At 67.3% G+C, this 16,915-nt stretch carries 13 protein-coding genes; 4 read left to right on the top strand and 9 right to left on the bottom strand.

Annotation, left to right across the window (positions count from 1 at the left end; all coding sequences use genetic code 11):
* Positions 1–12 precede the first annotated feature (12 nt).
* From STE01S_RS02190 to STE01S_RS02150, 9 genes are all read right to left on the bottom strand, one after another.
* Positions 13–693: a response regulator transcription factor gene (locus tag STE01S_RS02190; RefSeq protein ID WP_062764372.1), complete on the bottom strand. Its 681-nt coding sequence runs from the start codon at positions 691–693 to the stop codon at positions 13–15.
* Positions 690–2,123, bottom strand: coding sequence for a DUF4118 domain-containing protein (locus tag STE01S_RS02185; RefSeq protein WP_062764370.1), 1,434 nt, complete (start codon positions 2,121–2,123; stop codon positions 690–692). Before STE01S_RS02185 ends, STE01S_RS02190 begins: the two co-directional genes overlap by 4 nt.
* 17 nt (positions 2,124–2,140) lie before the next feature.
* Complete coding sequence (locus tag STE01S_RS02180) at positions 2,141–4,045, bottom strand: potassium transporter Kup (protein ID WP_062764368.1); 1,905 nt, start codon at positions 4,043–4,045, stop codon at positions 2,141–2,143.
* A gap of 119 nt (positions 4,046–4,164) precedes the next feature.
* A complete protein-coding gene (locus STE01S_RS02175; RefSeq protein WP_062764366.1) occupies positions 4,165–4,644 on the bottom strand; it encodes an SRPBCC family protein in 480 nt (159 codons plus the stop codon).
* Positions 4,641–5,015 carry an ArsR/SmtB family transcription factor gene (locus tag STE01S_RS02170; protein ID WP_003043361.1) on the bottom strand — a complete coding sequence of 125 codons (375 nt, stop codon included), beginning with the start codon at positions 5,013–5,015 and terminating at the stop codon, positions 4,641–4,643. Before STE01S_RS02170 ends, STE01S_RS02175 begins: the two co-directional genes overlap by 4 nt.
* A 105-nt stretch (positions 5,016–5,120) precedes the next feature.
* Positions 5,121–6,200 (bottom strand): PepSY-associated TM helix domain-containing protein, encoded by a 1,080-nt coding sequence (locus STE01S_RS02165; RefSeq protein WP_062764364.1) that lies wholly within the window; start codon positions 6,198–6,200, stop codon positions 5,121–5,123.
* The gene (locus STE01S_RS02160; RefSeq protein ID WP_062764362.1) at positions 6,200–8,335 is read right to left on the bottom strand and encodes a TonB-dependent receptor; all 2,136 of its coding nucleotides are present in this window, start codon (positions 8,333–8,335) and stop codon (positions 6,200–6,202) included. The genes STE01S_RS02165 and STE01S_RS02160 overlap by 1 nt, the downstream gene beginning before the upstream one ends.
* 163 nt (positions 8,336–8,498) lie before the next feature.
* The gene (locus tag STE01S_RS02155; RefSeq protein ID WP_062764360.1) at positions 8,499–9,140 is read right to left on the bottom strand and encodes an energy transducer TonB; all 642 of its coding nucleotides are present in this window, start codon (positions 9,138–9,140) and stop codon (positions 8,499–8,501) included.
* Entirely contained in the window at positions 9,137–9,787 is a 651-nt protein-coding gene (locus tag STE01S_RS02150; RefSeq protein WP_062764358.1) for a glutathione S-transferase family protein, read from the bottom strand. The genes STE01S_RS02155 and STE01S_RS02150 overlap by 4 nt, the downstream gene beginning before the upstream one ends.
* Before the next feature lie 201 nt (positions 9,788–9,988).
* Between STE01S_RS02150 and STE01S_RS02145 the strand changes: the two genes are divergently transcribed.
* The 4 genes from STE01S_RS02145 to STE01S_RS02130 are packed head-to-tail and all read left to right on the top strand — an operon-like array spanning position 9,989 to position 16,813.
* Positions 9,989–11,584: a CHASE domain-containing protein gene (locus tag STE01S_RS02145; protein WP_255265851.1), complete on the top strand. Its 1,596-nt coding sequence runs from the start codon at positions 9,989–9,991 to the stop codon at positions 11,582–11,584.
* Entirely contained in the window at positions 11,568–15,197 is a 3,630-nt protein-coding gene (locus STE01S_RS02140) for a hydantoinase B/oxoprolinase family protein (protein ID WP_062764354.1), read from the top strand. Before STE01S_RS02145 ends, STE01S_RS02140 begins: the two co-directional genes overlap by 17 nt.
* Positions 15,198–15,878 (top strand): DUF969 domain-containing protein, encoded by a 681-nt coding sequence (locus STE01S_RS02135; RefSeq protein WP_062764352.1) that lies wholly within the window; start codon positions 15,198–15,200, stop codon positions 15,876–15,878.
* The gene (locus tag STE01S_RS02130; RefSeq protein ID WP_062764350.1) at positions 15,875–16,813 is read left to right on the top strand and encodes a DUF979 domain-containing protein; all 939 of its coding nucleotides are present in this window, start codon (positions 15,875–15,877) and stop codon (positions 16,811–16,813) included. The genes STE01S_RS02135 and STE01S_RS02130 overlap by 4 nt, the downstream gene beginning before the upstream one ends.
* Positions 16,814–16,915: the final 102 nt, after the last annotated feature.

Here is a 16,915-nt window from a genome sequence, read left to right as displayed (position 1 = left end):
TAGGAAAGCGCGCTATGCCTCGCCGAGCCGGTATCCGATGCCGGGTTCGTTGCGGATAAGTGTGGGCGCCGATGGGTCGGCCTCCAGCTTCAGCCGCAGCGCGCGCACCACGACGCGGATATAATCGGTATCGCCAGCATGCGCCGGACCCCAGACGCGGGTGAGAAGGTCGTGATGGGTGACGAGCCTGCCGCCTGCCGCGACGAGTACTTCCATCACCGCAAACTCGCGCGGCGTCAGTGCGACCGGCATGTCGCCGCGGCGCAGTTCGTGGTGCGCGGCATCAATGCTGATCGCGCCATGGCGTTGCAAGCCGTCGGCGCCGATCGCGCGCCCGGCGCGGCGGAGCGCGGCGCGCAAGCGGGCGAGCAATTCGTCGCCGTCGAAGGGCTTTACGACATAATCGTCGGCGCCCAGGTCGAGCGCCGCGATCTTGTCCGCCGTTGCGTCGCGCGCGGTAAGCACGAGCAGCGGTGCGGCGATCCGCTGACGAAGCGCCGCGACCAGCTCGATTCCGTCCATGTCTGGCAAGCCCAGATCGACGATCGCGGCGTCCGGGGGCGCGCGCTCGACCTCGGCGAGCGCCCCGCGCGCATGGTCGACGGCGACGGCGGTAAAGCCGCCGCGTTCTAGAACGCGCGCGACGAGCCGCCGGATCGCCGGTTCGTCGTCGACCACCAGCACCCGCGTCATACGCGCGCCGTCTGGCGCTGCGGAAGACGCAGCGTGAAGCGTGCACCGCCGCCGGGGGCATCGCCCGCGGCCACCGCGATTCCCATGGCGTCGGCGAAGCCCTTGACGATAGCAAGGCCAAGCCCGCTCCCGCCGCTCCGGTCGCCGCCTTCGCCGCGCGCGAAGCGCTCGAACAGACGGGACCGGAGTGTCGGCGGCACGCCCGGCCCGTCGTCGTCGACATGGAATTCGACGAAGCCGTCCGCCGCCATCGCACTGATGCGGATCGCCGCGCGTGCGTGACGACCCGCATTGGCGAGCAAATTGGTCAATATGTGCGTCAGCAGGATCGGGTCGGCGGCGATCAGCGGCAGATCGGCGGGCAGATCGCGCGCCACTTCGCGCGCGGCCAGCTGCGGCGCGAGCCGTTCGGCAGCGCTGTCGATGCAGTCAACCAGATCGACCGCCTCGATCGCCGGTCGCAGGGCACCGCTTTCGATCCGGGCCGCACCGACCAAATCGTCCATCATGGCACCGAGCCGCTGAACCTCGGCGAGCGCCCGGCGGCGCATGTCGGGATCGCCGCCCAGCGCCGATATCTCGCCGCCCAGAACGGTCAGCGGGGTCCGGAAATCATGCGCGAGCGCCGCCAGCAATGTACCGCGCAGCGCATCCTGATCCTCCAGCCGTTCGCGGGCGCGGCGTTCGGTGTCGAGCGCGCGGCGGTCACGGGCCTGACCGATCAGCCGGGCGAGCGCCTGCAATTGCTGAGCCTCGGTCGGCGTACGGGTGCCGCCGCCCGCCGGCCGCGCGACGGCAAGCAGCGCGGTGCCATCGGGCCGACCGGGTGCCAGCGGCAAGAAGCTCCAGTCGCTGGCGGGCAGCGCGGTGCTGCCATGACCCGTCGCCTCGGCGCCGTTGGTCGCCCATGCGGCAGCCGATCGATCGAGGCTCGAAAAGGCGGCATCGCTTGCGTCCGGTTCCGTTCCGGCGATCAGGCGCGCACTGCCATAGCGTTCGCCGATCAATGCCAGAGCGCGATCCAGCGCATCGGGCGTGTCACCACCCAGCAGGCCAGCAAGTTCGGCTTGTTCGGCGCTTGCCGCCGCCTGCGCCCGCGCTTCGGCTTCGCGGCTTTTCAGCGCGGTGGCGAGGCGGCTTGTCACCAGCGCCACCACCAGCAGTACGACGACGCTGATCACATGGTCGAAACTGTCGATGCGAAAGGTGAAGCGCGGCGGCAACAGGAAGAAATTGAAGGACAGCGCCCCGGCGACCGCCGCCACCAGTGCTGGTCCCATGCCCCCGTGAACCGATGCGAGCAGAACGGGCAGCAGGAAGAGCAACGCCGCCGATGCCAGACCCAGATGGCTGTGCAACAGGCTCGTCGCCAGCGCGACCAGCGCAACCCCGGTCAGGGCAAGGATATAGGCGGCGGGCTGGACGCGCATGACCCTCTCATAACCTGCTAGAGTTCGATCTGCGAGCCAAGTTCGACCACGCGGTTGGTCGGCACCCCGAAGAAGGCGGTGGGGTCGGCAGCGTTGCGATGAAGGAAGCGGAAGAGCAGCAGGGGGATCAACGGCATCGCCGGCCGCGCCGCCGCGCGGATCGCATTGCGTCCGACGAAGAAGGATGTTCCGCCGGAGCCGGCGAGCAGCCCCGCGGTGCCCAGATCGCTCGGCACATCGATATGGTCCATATAACCGTAGGTTAGCCGGGCTGCGACGAAATCGGCGCCGAGCGGCGTTTGCGCGAGCCGGTCCGCAGATGGCACATGCGGCGCCCGCGCGGTCGCGACGGTGAGCAGGATGTTGCGGGCATGCAGCACCTTGTTGTGTTTGAGGTTGTGGAGCAGCGCGCTCGGCGCACGGTCGGTATCCTCGGTCAGATAGACGGCGATGCCTTCGACGCGGGGCGGCGGACGCTTGGCGAGCGCGGAGGCGAGTTCGCTCATCGGAATGCCCTGATCGGCTCCGCGTCGCAGCGCGATGGCGCGGCCGCGCCGCCAGGTCGCGATCAGGCCGATCATCACCGTGCCGACCAGAAGCGGCACCCAGCCGCCTTCGACGACGCGCAGGATGTTCGCGCCAAAGAAGATCAGGTCGATGGCGAGGAAGGGCAGGAACAGGAGCGCGGTCCAGAAGACATCCCATTTCCAGAGCTTCCACGCGACGATGAAGGCAAGACAGGTGGTGACGACCATTGTGCCGGTCACTGCGATGCCATAGGCGGCAGCCATCCGGCTGCTGCTCTGGAACCCGAAGACAAGGAGCAGGATGCCGGCGAGCAACAGCCAGTTGACCACCGGCATATAGATTTGCCCTTGCTGGTCGGCCGAGGTCTGGCGGATCGTCATGCGCGGCAGCAGGCCGAGCGCGATCGCCTGCTGCGTCAGCGAATAGGCGCCGGTGATCACTGCCTGGCTAGCGATGATCGTCGCCAGCGTCGCGAGGATCACGAGCGGCGCGCGCAGTGCGTCGGGCGCCATCAGAAAAAACCAGTCGGCATTGGCAAAGGGCTGCCCGGCGGCCTTCGCCGCCGCGAGCGCCTTGAGCGCGAGTGCGCCCTGGCCCAGATAGTTGAGGGTCAGCGCCGGCCAGACGAATCCCAGCCAGCCAAGCTGAATCGGCTTGCGGCCGAAATGCCCCATATCGGCGATCAGCGCCTCGGCTCCGGTGACGGTCAGGAAGACGGCGCCAAGCACGAACAGGCCGGTGGTGCCATGGCTCGTCAGAAACAGGACGGCGTGGACGGGATTGAAGGCGAACAGGATTTGCGGGGCATCGGCGATGTGCCACAGGCCGAGCAGCGCGAGTGCGACGAACCAGACCGCGCATATCGGGCCGAACAGCCCCGCGACGCTCGCTGTGCCGCGCGCCTGGATCATGAAAAGGCCGATGAGGATAGCCACCGTCAGCAACAGGATCGCGGGCAGCGACATCACCGGCGCGATGCCTGGAACGGTCTTCAGTCCCTCGACTGCCGACAGAACTGACAGTGCGGGGGTGATGATCGCGTCACCGAAGAAGAGTCCCGCGCCAATGGCGCCGAGCGCCATTACGACCGGCCAACGTCCCTGGGTTGCGCGGCTGGCGAGCGCCATCAGCGAGAGCACCCCGCCTTCGCCGCCATTGTCGGCGCGCAGCAGGAAGAGGACATATTTCATCGTTACGACGATGATCAGCGCCCACAGTGCGAGCGACAATACGCCCAGAATTTCGGCGCTGCCGATCCGGCCGCTGGTCTGCGCGAGTGCTTCGCGAAACGCATAGAGCGGGCTGGTGCCGATATCGCCGTAAACGACGCCAATCGCGCCGAGCGTCAATGCGGCGAGGGTGGAATTGCGTGATGTTCTGGATGCAGCCGTCATACTCAAAGCCCCATATGCTGGAGCATCGCATGTGGTGCGTATCGGTGTTAGCGCGCCATGGGGATCGCGCGGCCGGCGCGTTAAAGCAACATTAAAGCGCCGGCCGAGGGATCAGCCGATCACATCGCCTTGATATAGTCGACCATCTGGCCGACCACGGTTCCCCAGCCGTCGTGGAAGCCCATTTCCTCATGCTTCTGGCGCGCGGCGCTGTCGCCGTGGACCGCAACCGCGCGATAGAGCGTGCTGTCGCCCTGCGGCGTCAGGAACAGGCCGGCGGTGAAGAAGGGCGCGGGCGCGGGGCGGAAGCCGGGGAGCAGCGTGTCGGTGAAGATCAGCCGTTCGCCCGGCACGACTTCCAGATAGCAGCCGCTGTTGGGAAACTCCTCGCCCTCCGGCGAGCGCATCGTCGTGCTGAAGACGCCGCCGGGGCGCAGGTCCATCTCGCAGGCGGTGACCGTCCAGGGCTTCGGCACGAACCAGTGCACCAGATGCTCGGGTGTGGTCCAGACCTTCCACACAAGGTCGGCGGGCACGTCGATCACGCGTTCGAGGACAAGGTCGAGGTCGGGATCGACCGGGCTGAGCGGAAAGGTCATTCGGGGGTCTCCTTCTTGTTTTTGAGCGAGAGCAGATAGGCATCCATGCGGTCGAGCCGGCCTTCCCACAGGCGGCGCTGGGTCGCGAGCCAGTCCTCGGCCAGCCGCAGCCGGTCGGGGGCAAGGCTGTAGGTGCGGACCCGGCCATGCTTGCGCGAATGGACGAGGCCGCAGCCTTCGAGCACCTTGAGGTGCGCGAGAAAGGAGGGGAGCGCCATCGGGTGGTGCGCCGCAAGTTCGCTGACCGACGCCGGTCGTTCGCCCAGCCGTTCGAGAACCTGCCGCCGTGTCGGGTCGGCGAGGGCGCGGAAGATGCCGTCGATCATCGCCGGTTCGGGCGCAATCGGGGCGTCGGGCCGGATGGTCGACATCGCAGTCTCCTTTCGCCAACCCTCTTAGAGCGCTCCAATAGTTAGGTCAATGCCTAACTATTGGAGCGCCGCAATATGGCGCGCGATCGCGGGCGGAGCGGGGGGTCAGGCGGTGGCGATGCGGCGCGGTCGGGCGCGGGCGGGCTTCGGCCGCCGGAACCAGAAGGTCCACACCGCAAAGCTGCCGAGCATCGCCATCGTCAGCCCCGACAAGGTCATGACGATGCGATAGCCGAGCCCGCCGACCTTGGCGGCGTGCAGCGGATAGGCGTTGTTGAACGCCTGTGCGGCGGGCGCCATGGCGAGCGCGTCGCGCGCACCCAGCAGCCGGCCCGTCTGCGCATCGAACCACAGCGTCGAGCGCCCGTTGGGAAGCCATTCGGCCTGTCGGCGCATCCGCAGCATGATCGGGTCGCCCGCCTTGCGCGGCAGGCTGAGGATGCGGAACTCGCCGTCGGGAAAGCGGCGGCGCGCTTCGGCGAGCATCGCCGCATAATCGGGCCTCGCGGCGAGCGGGCCGCCCTTATATTTGGGCGGTGCCATCGACTTCTCCGCCGCGGCAATCGAACCGAAGGGTGCGACGACCGCCATTGCGAAGGGGCGGAAGATCATCATCGTCCCGGTGACGACCGAGAGCAGCAACAGCGGCGCCATCACGATCCCCAGGTCGCGGTGATGCGTGACGATCGCCGGCCGGCTCATCCGCTTGGGCCACAGGCGCAGACGGAAGGTCCGGCGCGTCCGCCACAACAGGATGACGCCCGACACGATGAAGAACAGCCCGCACAGGCCGGCGATGCCGATCACCCACTCGCCGCTGTCGCCGGCGAAGAGATGGTGATGGAAATCGAAGATCCACAGCTCGGGCCGCTCCCACTGGCTGGCCCAGCGGGTGACGATCTGCCCCGTCTGGTCGGCATAGGCACCGGCGCCTTCGCCGAAGCGGGTCTGGTGGAGGCCAAAGCCGTCGCGGGCATAGATGATGCCCTGCGCACCCGGCTTCGCCATGATCGCCTCGGTCGCCCGCGTAACGCTGCCAAGGTCGGTGCGCAGCGGATCGCCGCTATGCGGCAGCCCGATCCACGCATCCTTGTGGATGAGGATCGCGCCGGTGAGGCCCAGAAGGCCAAGCACCAGCCCGATCAGCCCGCCGGTCCAGCGGTGCAGCGTGTCGAGCAACTGCATCAGAAGCGATAATCCCAACCGAGGGTGAAGGTGCGACCGCGCCCGGCGAAGTTGAAGAAATTATCGGTCGGCCGCTGGGTGTCGCTCGCATAGGCGATATATTGCCGGTCGAACAGATTCTGCACCGCCAGGCTGATGCCGCCGATCCGCGTCTGGTAGCGCAGGAAGGCGTCGGTCAGATTATAGCCCTCGAAATCGTTCCGCGGGTCGCGCATCGGGCCGGTGAAACTGCGCGCAAGATAGAATTGCGTCTGGACGCGCGCCGACAGTGGCCCCTTGGCGTAGCTGGCGGCCAGGTTCAGCCGGTCGGGCGAGATATTCGCACCGTCGAGGTCGGTTTCGACGATGTCGTCGCCGTCGGCATCATATTTGCCGTCGAGATGGGCATAGCCTGCCGAGACGGTCAGGCCGTCAATCGGCAGCTTGACCGCCAGATTGATCTCCAGCCCCTCGATCGCGACGCGCTGGCGCAGCACGTCGAAAATGCCGTCGGGCCGGGCGACGAGCAATTGCCCTTCCTTGCTCGACGACCAGAAATAGGTCGCACTCGCATCGAGCGGGCCGCGCTTCACCTCGACGCCGATCTCGCGATTGTTCGATACGATCGGACGGATGTTCAGGAAATTGTCGATCTCGACCCCCGGCGTGCTCACCGCGCGGGTGATGCGGCCGACGTCGGGGGCGGTATAGCCCTCGGCATAGCTCGCATAGGCGCGGATGCCGGGGATGGGCTCGACGATCACCCCGCCGTTCAGCAGCACGTCGTCGAAACTCGGGCTGCCGCCCTTGACGAAGGTGCGGCCGGCGCTCGCGAGCGTGGTATAATCGTCGATGCTGATCTTCACATTCTCGTAGCGCGCGCCGCCGGCGAGGCGGACGAGGCCGTCGAACAATTTGAGATTGGCCTGTCCGAACGGAGCGAAGCTGCGGAAATCGGTCGGCGGCACCCAGACGCGGTCGGTGGCGATCAGCCGCTGCTCGGTCGAATCCCACAGCGCGTCGAAACCGGCGATCAGCGTCAGTGCCTCGAAACCGGGCACCGCACGTTCATAGCTGAGCTTGGCGCCATATTTGCGGCTGCGGTTCTGCGATTGATCGAACAGCGTTCCGACCGGCGCGATCTGGACGTCCTGGAAGGTCGCGATCGGATTGGGTTCGCCGCCGAAGGTGTCGCGGGTGCGGTTCCAGAAAATCTGGCCGACGAAATTCCCGCCGCTAAGGTTGCTGTCGGTCAACGACAGCGCCAGGCTTTCGGTGCGGCTCGCGGCGGGATCGCCGGGCGGGGTGCCGCGCGCCGCGCTGGTCGGCAGGCCGGTCGCACGATTGCCTGCCACCGCGACATAATCGCCGTCGCCTTTCAATTCGTAACGGCTGGCGATCAGGTCGAGCCGCATCGTGTCCGCGACCTCGTAGCCAAAGCGCCCGAACAGCGAGAGCGTCTTGGAATCCTGCGTCTCGCCCTGCGTAAGATTGATCCCGACCGGACGGCCTTCGCCGTCGCGAAAGATGCCGCGCACCTCATAGGCGGCGCCGACCGACGCGTCGAAGCGACCGGCCCGATACTGGATCAGCCCCGCCGCCTTGCCGCCCATGCCGGCTTCGGAAAATTCGTCGTCGGCGGTGCCCTGCAGCAGCAGTCGGCCGCTGACGCCTTCGGTCTTCGGCGCACCGACCGTCACCTGATTGACGATACCGCCGGTGCCGCCGATCCCCTGCAGCGCGTTCGAACCGTAAATGACCTCGACCCGGTCGATGAAGAAGCCATCGATGGTGAAGCCGTCGCGGCTGCCGTCGCGCAGCGGGGTCGATTGCGGAATGCCATTGATCGCATAGAGCGGCGAGCGCCCGCGCAACGTCTCACCGGCGCCCGACAATTTCTGACGCGTCGGCGAAAAGCTGGGGGTCAGCGTTGCGACCGCGTCGGTGAGCGATCCCGAAATCAGCACCTGCTGGTCGAGCGCGTCCTTGCCGATGACATCGACCGTCAGTGGCAGGGCGTTGGGCGGCAGGATCGTGCGCGCCGCGGTGACGACGATATTATCCTCGCCCTTCGTGTCGGGCGCCGCGGTCTGCGCGAGCGCGGGGGAGGAAAGCGCGGTGCAGGCCAGCGCCGCGGCGACAATTTTGCGAATCATTCTCAACTCCTGTTAAGCAGGCCGCTAGTGCGACTGATTCGCAAATGCAAGGGGTTTCAGGGCAGAATTTGGCCGAGCGCAATTCCTTTGCCGCTTCGCCTTCCTGGATGGCGCTTAGGATGACGAAAGCGGCACACGCCGCGTCTCGCTGGCCGACCCGCCGCTATTCGATGGCCCAGCTGAGCCGCGATCGGAACTGCGCGGGGCGCGGCTTTCCTTGCGCGTCGAGGGCGGGCAGGAACAGCCCGCTTCGCATCAGGACCTCGCATGTCTTGCGATCAAGGATGTCGCTGCCGGCCGATTTTGTGATGTGGCAAGCGGTCGGGCGGCCCGAAGGTGCGACATCCAGTATGAACTCGCTGGCGCCTTGCGCCCGTGTACCGGGATAATCGGCAGGCAGGATCCAGCGTTCGGGGCTGATTGGCGTCAGACCATCTTCGTCGGTGGCGTCGGAGTCCGCGCCCGCCTTGTCGGGCTTGGTCCAGGCTATGCGTAGGCGCGGCAACGCTTGCCGTTTACCGTTGCGGTCGACGCCCGCCGTTGCCCAGCCCAGCTTTTTGAGCGCGAGCGTGCAGGACGCATCGGCAATCGCCTGCCCGCCCGGCACACTTCCCGCCTTGCACGTCGCCGCGTTGCTCGCTTCGTCATGGCGCAGCGTTACGATCGCTTCGCCCGCCGCTTCGTCCGCGAGGCCGACGAGCAACCGGTCGGCGTCGGTGGCACGCGCCACCGGCATCGACGGTTGCGCGGCCGCCGCGGATGCCAGCGCCAGCGCGCCCGCGATCGTCGCGCCGGTCCGGGTCAACCCGCCAGCACCTTGGCCATCATCCGCTCTTCCTTGGCGATCCATGGCGCCATGCTCGGGCGCGACAGAATCGCCTCGCTCCACGCGGCGATTTTGGGATAGGTCGCGGCATCGATCGTCACGCCGCAGTGACGGACATTGACCAGCGGTGACACTGCCGCCAGATCGGCGAGGGTCAGCCGGTCGCCGACCAGATAACCCGACGCCGGGATCGCGCTTTCCAGATAGGCGAGCAATTTTGGCAGCTCCTCGGCTTCGGCTTCGGCGGCGGCGGCGAGATCGCCTTCACGGCCCAGGAATTTGGGGGCGACGATGCGGTTGAAGAACATCTTGCCGCCGCAGGCGGCGAACACGGTGTCGCCGAACTCGTCCCACCACACGGTGCGGCCGCGCGCTTCGGGGTCGGCGGGGATCAGCGCTGGTTCGGGATATTTCGCTTCCAGATAGTGGATGATCGCGCTCGAATCGGCGAGCAGGAAGCCGTCGTCGTCGATCGCCGGCATCTTGCCGAGCGGCGACGCGGCGCGAAAGCCGGGATCAGGATCGCCGATGCCCACGCCCTTGAGCTCGAAATCAAGACCCTTTTCACCCAGAAAAGCGAGCAATTTGCGCACGAAAGGCGATACGATCGACCCATAGACTATCATCTTGGCATCCTCCTGTTTCCTGCCCGAACATAGGCGGTCGGTTGTTCGCTGCAACCTGTTCGATGATTACAGCAATGCGCAACAAATGCTGCTTGCTATCGGTCGCTTGGCATGCTCCTATTTGTGACAGAGGGGGGCGCTGCTACGGCAGCAATCATCAGGATATGTGTAATGCGCCCTTCGCTCTGGGCAGATCGGCTGATGGCCCTTTCGGTCCGCTTCGTCGGGCTTGGCATCCTGGCAGCCGCCCTCGCGGCGGCGGTCGCCAGTTTCTTTTACAACAAGGCGCAGGAGGATGAGCAGGCGACCCGCGTCGCGATGCAGGTCAACGTCCGGCTGCGCGATCAGCTCGCGGTGCTCGAAGGGGTGCGCGCGCTCTATCAGTCCGACACGGCGGCGAGCGGGCCGGGGGTCCGCGCCTTCCTCGCGGCGCTGCGGCCGCAGGTGCGCGCGCCGGTGATGCAGGGGGTCGGCATCGCCGTCGCGATCCAGCAGGACACCCCCGCCGCGGCCGAGGCGCAGCTGCGCGAAAATTACGGCAGAGAGATCAAGGTCTGGCCGCGGACAAGTGAGCCGATCGGCTTTCCCATCGTCCTTGTCGAACCCGACAATGATCGCAACCGCGGGGCGCTCGGCTACGACATGTACAGCGAACCGATCCGGCGCGAGGCGATGCGCCGCGCCTGGCAGACCGGCCAGCCGGCAGCGAGCGGGATCGTCGAACTGATCCAGGAGCGTAATGCGCAGCATAAGCAGCCGGGCTTCCTGATCTATGTGCCTGTCTACGCCAACCCGCCGGTGGCTGCAGACGCCGCGCCGTCTGCGGTGCCGCCGCCCTCGCCAGCGCAACCGATCGAGGCCTTTGTCTACGCGCCGTTCCGCATCGAGAATCTGATGCGCGCGGTGCTGGGAAACCAGCTCGACACGGTCGACGGGATCGAAGTCTATGCCGGCGAAGGCCCGTCGGCGCCGCTCGTCTTCCGTCATGGCAAGGTCGGCTGGGACGCGCATCAGGAGACGCTGCGCGTCGCCGATCGCCGCTGGACGATGCGGCTGTCCTACGGCCGCTTCATCGACCGGCTGGGCCGTCCGCTCGCGATCCTGCTATTCGGCGCCGCGCTCGCCTGGCTCGCGGTGCAATTGCACCGCCTGCAGCATCGCCGCCTCGGCGTGGCGCAGGCGCTGGCTGAGGAGAAGGAGCGTCATGCCGAAGATCGCGAGCTGATGATCGGCGAAATGGCGCACCGCATGAAAAACGCCTTCGCGCGCATCGGTGCGCTCGCGCGGATCACGCTGCGCGAGGTCGACAGTCTGGAGGCGTTCGAGGCGAAGTTCGACGGGCGGCTGCGCGCGCTGTCCGATTCGAAGCAGATGCTCGTCACCGGCGCGGTCGATACGGTCGACCTCGGCCGCATCGTCCGGCGCGAACTCGACATTGCGGGCTGGGACGCACAGCGGCTTGCCGCGGTCGAAGGCCCGGACGTGCGGCTTGACGAAGAGGGCGCGCAGGCTATTGCCCTTGCCGTGCACGAACTGGTGACCAACAGCGTCAAATATGGCGCGCTCGGCGGTAAGGGCGATCTTGCGGTCGGCTGGCGCCGCGACGGCGGCGATGTCGAGCTGTCGTGGATCGAGAGCGGCCTGCCCGAAACCCCGCACATCGAAAGCGAAAGCTTCGGAACCCAGTTCATCCGCTCGCTGATCGAACGCCAGCTCAAGGGGCAATGGACCCGCGCTGCCGCCGATCACGGCCTGTCGATCGTCATCCGCTGGCCCGATCGTGTCGCCGCCGCCTGATCCGCGCTGGCATATCTGGATCGATCGCGGCGGCACCTTCACCGACGTCGTCGCGCGCTCGCCGGCGGGGGCGGTCGTCACTGCCAAATATCTTTCCGAAGACCCGGCGCGTCCCGGCGACGCGGCGGTGGGTGCGATCCGCGACCTGACCGGCGCCGGGACAGGCGCGCTGCCGCCGCTCGCGGTGCGCATGGGATCGACCGTTGCGACCAACGCGCTGCTCGAACGCAAGGGCGCGCCGACCCTGCTCGCGATCACGCGCGGCTTCGGCGATGCGCTGACCATCGGCTATCAGGATCGTCCCGACCTGTTCGCGCGCCGGCTCGACCGCACGCCGCCGCCGCACGCCCAAGTTGCCGAAGTTGCCGAGCGCGTCGGTCCCGACGGCGAGTTGCTGATCCCGCTCGACGAAGACGCCGCGCGCGCCGCGCTGCAAAAGGCGCGCGCGGACGGCATCGACAGCATCGCGATCATATTGATGCATGGCTATCGCTACCCCGCGCACGAACGGCGCCTGGCAGAGATCGCCGCCGAACTCGGCTTCGCGCAGATTTCGGTCAGCCATGAAGTGAGCGCGCTGATTAAGCTGGTCGGGCGCGGCGACACGACGCTTGCCGACGCCTATCTGTCGCCGGTGCTGCGCCACTATGTCGGCCAGTTCTGCGCCCAACTTGGCGACGATAGCCGTCCGCAGTTCATGAAAAGCTCGGGCGGGCTCGCGTCGGCCGCGGCGTTCCACGGCCGCGATGCGATTCTTTCGGGCCCCGCGGGCGGCATCGTCGGCATGGTCGGCACCGCCGCGCCGCTGGGCAAGGATCGGCTCATCGGCTTCGACATGGGCGGCACCTCGACCGACGTCAGCCATTATGCCGGGCGGCTCGAACGCGATAACGAAAGCATCGTCGCGGGCGCGCGCATCCGGGCGCCGATGCTGCGTATCCACACCGTCGCCGCCGGGGGCGGTTCGATCTGCCGCTGGGACGGTGCGCGCCTGCTCGTCGGACCCGAAAGCGCGGGCGCCAATCCCGGCCCCGCCGCCTATGGCCGCGGCGGGCCGCTGACCGTCACCGATTGCAACGTGCTGCTCGGCAAGATTCAGCCCGAACATTTCCCCAGGCTCTTCGGTCCGGCGGGCGACCAGCCGCTCGATCGCGCCATCGTCGCCGAAAAATTTGCCGCCATGGCGGCCGAAGTCGGCGACATCACGCCCGAGGCGCTTGCCGAGGGGTTGCTCGCAATCGCGGTTCAGCAGATGGCGAATGCGATCAAACGCATCACCATCGCGCGCGGGCATGATGTGACGCAGGGCTATCATCTCGTCGGCTTCGGGGGCGCCGCGGGGCAGCATGTGTGCCTCGTGGCCGACGCATTGGGGATCGACCGGATCCTGCTCCATCCGCTTGCCGGGGTGCTGTCGGCCTATGGCATGGGCCTCGCGCGGCCGTCGGCGATCCGTGAGCGTACGCTCGCGCTGCCGCTCGGCGCGGGCTGCGTCGAACCGCTGCACCGCGCGGAGGCCGAACTCGTCGCTCAGGCGCGCGGCGATCTGGCACCCGACGTAACGGTCACACACGAAACCCTGCTGTTCGTGCGTCTTGCCGACAGCGACAATGCGATCGAGCTGCCGACCGGAAACCCCGCAGCGGTGCGTGCCGCCTTTGTCGATGCCTTCCGCGCACGCTTCGGCTATGCGCCGCACGACGATCTGGTCGTCGATCGCATCCGTGTCGAACTGACCGAAGCGGGCGACGCGCCCGCGGCTCTGCCGGCCCCCGCGCCAGAGGCCGAGGTCGCGGCAGAAACCGTCACCGCCTGGCTCGCGGGCGGACCCTGCGCCGTCCCGCTCCATCAGCGCAGCGCGCTTGCCCCCGGCCGCAGCATCGCGGGCCCCGCGATCATCGTCGATCCGCTGTCGACGACCGTCGTCGAACCCGGCTGGACCGCAACGGTCGAGCCCGAGGGGACGCTGCGGCTCGTAAAACCATCGGCGACCCGTCCCGTCGCCTCGCCATCGCAAGGCGATAGTGACGATCCGGCCGCACCCGATCCCGTCCGCCTCGAAATCTTCAACAGCCTGTTCATGGCGATTGCCGAGGAAATGGGCGGCGCGCTTCAGCACAGCGCTTCGTCGATCAATATTCGCGAACGGCTCGATTTTTCCTGCGCGCTGTTCGACGGTGAAGGTCGGCTCGTCGCCAATGCGCCGCACATGCCGGTGCATCTGGGGTCGATGGGCGAAAGCGTGCGGACCATCCTGCGCCAGCGCGGACCCGGCCCGGAGGGGCGTCCGCGCGACGGGCGCGGCATCCGGCGCGGCGACGCCTATGCGCTCAACGCTCCCTATGACGGCGGCACCCATCTGCCCGACATCACCGTCATCATGCCGGTGTTCGTCGATAGCGAAGCCGATGCCCCCGCCTTTTTCGTCGCGGCGCGGGGCCATCACGCCGATCTCGGCGGGATCGCGCCCGGATCGATGCCGCCGGGCAGCCGCAATATCGAGGAAGAAGGCATCATCTTCGACAATATGCTGATCGTCGATGACGGCCATTTCCGCGACGCCGCCGTGCAGGAGCATCTGACTGCAGGCGACCTGCCGGCGCGCAACCCGGCGCTCAACATCGCCGATCTGAAGGCGCAGGTCGCCGCCTGCCAGCGTGGCGCCAGCGGCCTTGCCGACCTCGCCGCCGCGCACGGCGGCGCGACCGTCGCCGCCTATATGGCACATGGTCAGCGTCAGGCGGAGGCGGCGGTGCGTCAGCTCGTCGCGCGGCTGGGCGATGGGCATTTCCGCTATGCGATGGACAATGGCGCCGAAGTCGTCGTGGCCGTGACGGTCGATCGCGCGGCACGCCACGTCACCATCGACTTTACCGGCTCGTCGGCGACGCTCCCCGATAATTTCAACGCGCCGCTGCCGGTCGTGCGCGCTGCGGTGCTCTATGTGCTGCGCACGATGCTCGACGACCCGATCCCAATGAACGAGGGCTGCCTGGCGCCGGTGACATTGATCGTTCCCGACGATTCGATGCTCTCGCCGCGCTATCCGGCCGCGGTGGTCGCGGGCAATGTCGAAACCAGCCAGGTCATCACCGACGCGCTGTTCGCCGCCTTCGGCGCGATGGCGGGGGCGCAGGGGACGATGAACAATTTCACCTTCGGCAACGAAGCCTACCAATATTATGAAACGATCGCCGGCGGATCGGGCGCCGGCCCGGGCTTCGACGGCACTGCGGTGATCCAGACGCATATGACCAACAGCCGGATGACCGATCCCGAAGTGATGGAGGCGCGCTTTCCGGTGATCGTCGAGGAATTCTCGATCCGCAAAGGGTCGGGCGGTCTGGGCCGCTGGCGCGGCGGCGACGGCGCGACGCGCCGCATCCGGTTCCGCGAACCGATGGCTGCGAACATTCTCGCTAATCGTCGCCGGATCGCGCCCAGCGGCCTTGCGGGCGGCGCCGACGGCGCACCGGGCCGTAACTGGATCGAGCGTGCGGACGGGACGACCGAAGAACTGGGCGCGACCGCAAGCGCGGACCTGGGCGCGGGCGACGCCTTCGTCATCGAAACCCCCGGCGGCGGCGGTTATGGCGAAGCGGAGGGGGATTAGATGCTTGTCCTGATCGGGATTGCCATCATCATCGCGGGCTTCCTGCTCCGCTTCAATCCGCTGCTCGTCATCATGGCGTCGGCGCTCGCGACGGGTCTGGCCGCCGGGCTTGACGTTACCGCGATCATCGCCGCCTTTGGCAAGGCGTTCAACGATACGCGCTATGTCAGCATCGTCTGGATCGTGCTCCCCGTCATCGGCCTGCTCGAAGCCTATGGGCTTCAGCAGCATGCACGCTCGCTGATCGGGCGGATCAAGGGCGCGACGCTCGCCCGGCTGCTCGCCTCCTATCTGCTACTGCGCCAGGCGATGTCGGCGGTCGGGCTGACGTCGGTGGCCGGGCATCCGCAGACGGTGCGTCCGCTCGTCGCGCCGATGGCGGAAGCCGCCGCGGAGGCGCAGGGCGTCGCGCTGAGCGATACGCAGCGCGACGAGATTCGGGCCTATGCCGCCGCGACCGACAATGTCGGGCTGTTTTTCGGCGAAGACATCTTCCTCGCCATCGGGTCGATCCTGCTGATGAAGGGGCTGCTCGAAGGCTATGGCTATGTCATCGAACCGCTGCATTTCTCGGTCTGGGCGATCCCGACCGCGATCGCGGCCTTTTTGATCCACGGCTTCCGGCTGCGGCTGCTCGAAAAGCGGATGCTGCGCGCGCCGGGGCAAGGGACCGGCGCATGATCACGCTCGGTTTCGTCTATGTCCTCGCCGGACTGACCTTCGCGATCTTCGCCGCGCTCGGCCTCGGTGATCGCAGCAATCCCAAACGCTTCGGCAACGCCGCCTTCTGGGGGCTGCTCGCGCTGTCGATGCTCGCGGGCGACCGCCTCGGCGATTTCGGCAACGGGCTGCTCGTGCTCGCACTTGTCGCCATCGCCGGGACGGGCCAGATCGGCCGCGCGCCGGGCGGCGAGGTGGCGGCGGCCGTGCAGGCCGAACGCGCAGCGAAATACGGAAATTTCCTGCTTGTCGTCGCGCTCATCATCCCGGCGGTCGCGCTCGCCGGCACCTTCCTCTTCAAATGGGTGCCGGGGCTTGCCGATCCGAAGCAGGCGACGTTGATCTCGCTCGGTATCGGCGTGCTGATCGCGCTTGCCGTCGGCATGGCGCGGCTGCGGCCCGCGCTCCTGCTCCCGGCGCAGCAGGGGCGGCGCTTGCTCGACGCGGTCGGCTGGGCGGCGATCCTGCCGCAGATGCTCGCCAGCCTCGGCGCGGTGTTCGCGCTCGCCGGGGTCGGCGAAGTCGTCGGCGACCTTATCGGCGCCGCGATCCCGCAAGGCAGCCTGTTCGGCGCCGTCGTCGCCTTCGGGCTCGGCATGGCGCTCTTCACCATGGTGATGGGCAACGCCTTCGCCGCCTTTCCGGTGATGATCGCGGCGGTCGGCATGCCGCTGCTCATCAAGCAATATGATGGCAATCCCGCGGTCGTCGCCGCGATCGGCATGCTCGCAGGCTTCTGCGGCACGCTGATGACCCCGATGGCGGCGAACTTCAACCTTGTCCCCGCCGCGCTGCTCGAGCTCAAAAACCCCTATGGGGTCATCAAGGTGCAGATCGGCACCGCGATCCCGCTGCTCGCGGTCAATATCCTCTTCATCTGGCTCTTTGCGTTTTAGCGCCGCCTTCAAATTTCCGTTCGCCCTGAGCTTGTCGAAGGGCCGTTCTTGCTTCTGCAGCGTCGAAAGAGAAGAACGGCGCTTCGACAAGCTCAGCACAAA

Origin of the sequence: Sphingopyxis terrae subsp. terrae NBRC 15098, from assembly GCF_001598815.1 — a bacterium.
Lineage (GTDB): Bacteria > Pseudomonadota > Alphaproteobacteria > Sphingomonadales > Sphingomonadaceae > Sphingopyxis > Sphingopyxis terrae.
The sequence above is the reverse complement of the archived record's forward strand: the minus strand, read 5'-3'. Positions and strand labels throughout refer to the sequence as shown.

Coding starts and splice junctions, on each gene's coding strand:
- STE01S_RS02190 (WP_062764372.1), bottom strand. CDS start 693: ATGACGCGGGTGCTGGTGGTCGACGACGAACCGGCGATCCGGCGGCTC.
- STE01S_RS02185 (WP_062764370.1), bottom strand. CDS start 2,123: ATGCGCGTCCAGCCCGCCGCCTATATCCTTGCCCTGACCGGGGTTGCG.
- STE01S_RS02180 (WP_062764368.1), bottom strand. CDS start 4,045: ATGACGGCTGCATCCAGAACATCACGCAATTCCACCCTCGCCGCATTG.
- STE01S_RS02175 (WP_062764366.1), bottom strand. CDS start 4,644: ATGACCTTTCCGCTCAGCCCGGTCGATCCCGACCTCGACCTTGTCCTC.
- STE01S_RS02170 (WP_003043361.1), bottom strand. CDS start 5,015: ATGTCGACCATCCGGCCCGACGCCCCGATTGCGCCCGAACCGGCGATG.
- STE01S_RS02165 (WP_062764364.1), bottom strand. CDS start 6,200: ATGCAGTTGCTCGACACGCTGCACCGCTGGACCGGCGGGCTGATCGGG.
- STE01S_RS02160 (WP_062764362.1), bottom strand. CDS start 8,335: ATGATTCGCAAAATTGTCGCCGCGGCGCTGGCCTGCACCGCGCTTTCC.
- STE01S_RS02150 (WP_062764358.1), bottom strand. CDS start 9,787: ATGATAGTCTATGGGTCGATCGTATCGCCTTTCGTGCGCAAATTGCTC.
- STE01S_RS02145 (WP_255265851.1), top strand. CDS start 9,989: ATGGCCCTTTCGGTCCGCTTCGTCGGGCTTGGCATCCTGGCAGCCGCC.
- STE01S_RS02135 (WP_062764352.1), top strand. CDS start 15,198: ATGCTTGTCCTGATCGGGATTGCCATCATCATCGCGGGCTTCCTGCTC.
- STE01S_RS02130 (WP_062764350.1), top strand. CDS start 15,875: ATGATCACGCTCGGTTTCGTCTATGTCCTCGCCGGACTGACCTTCGCG.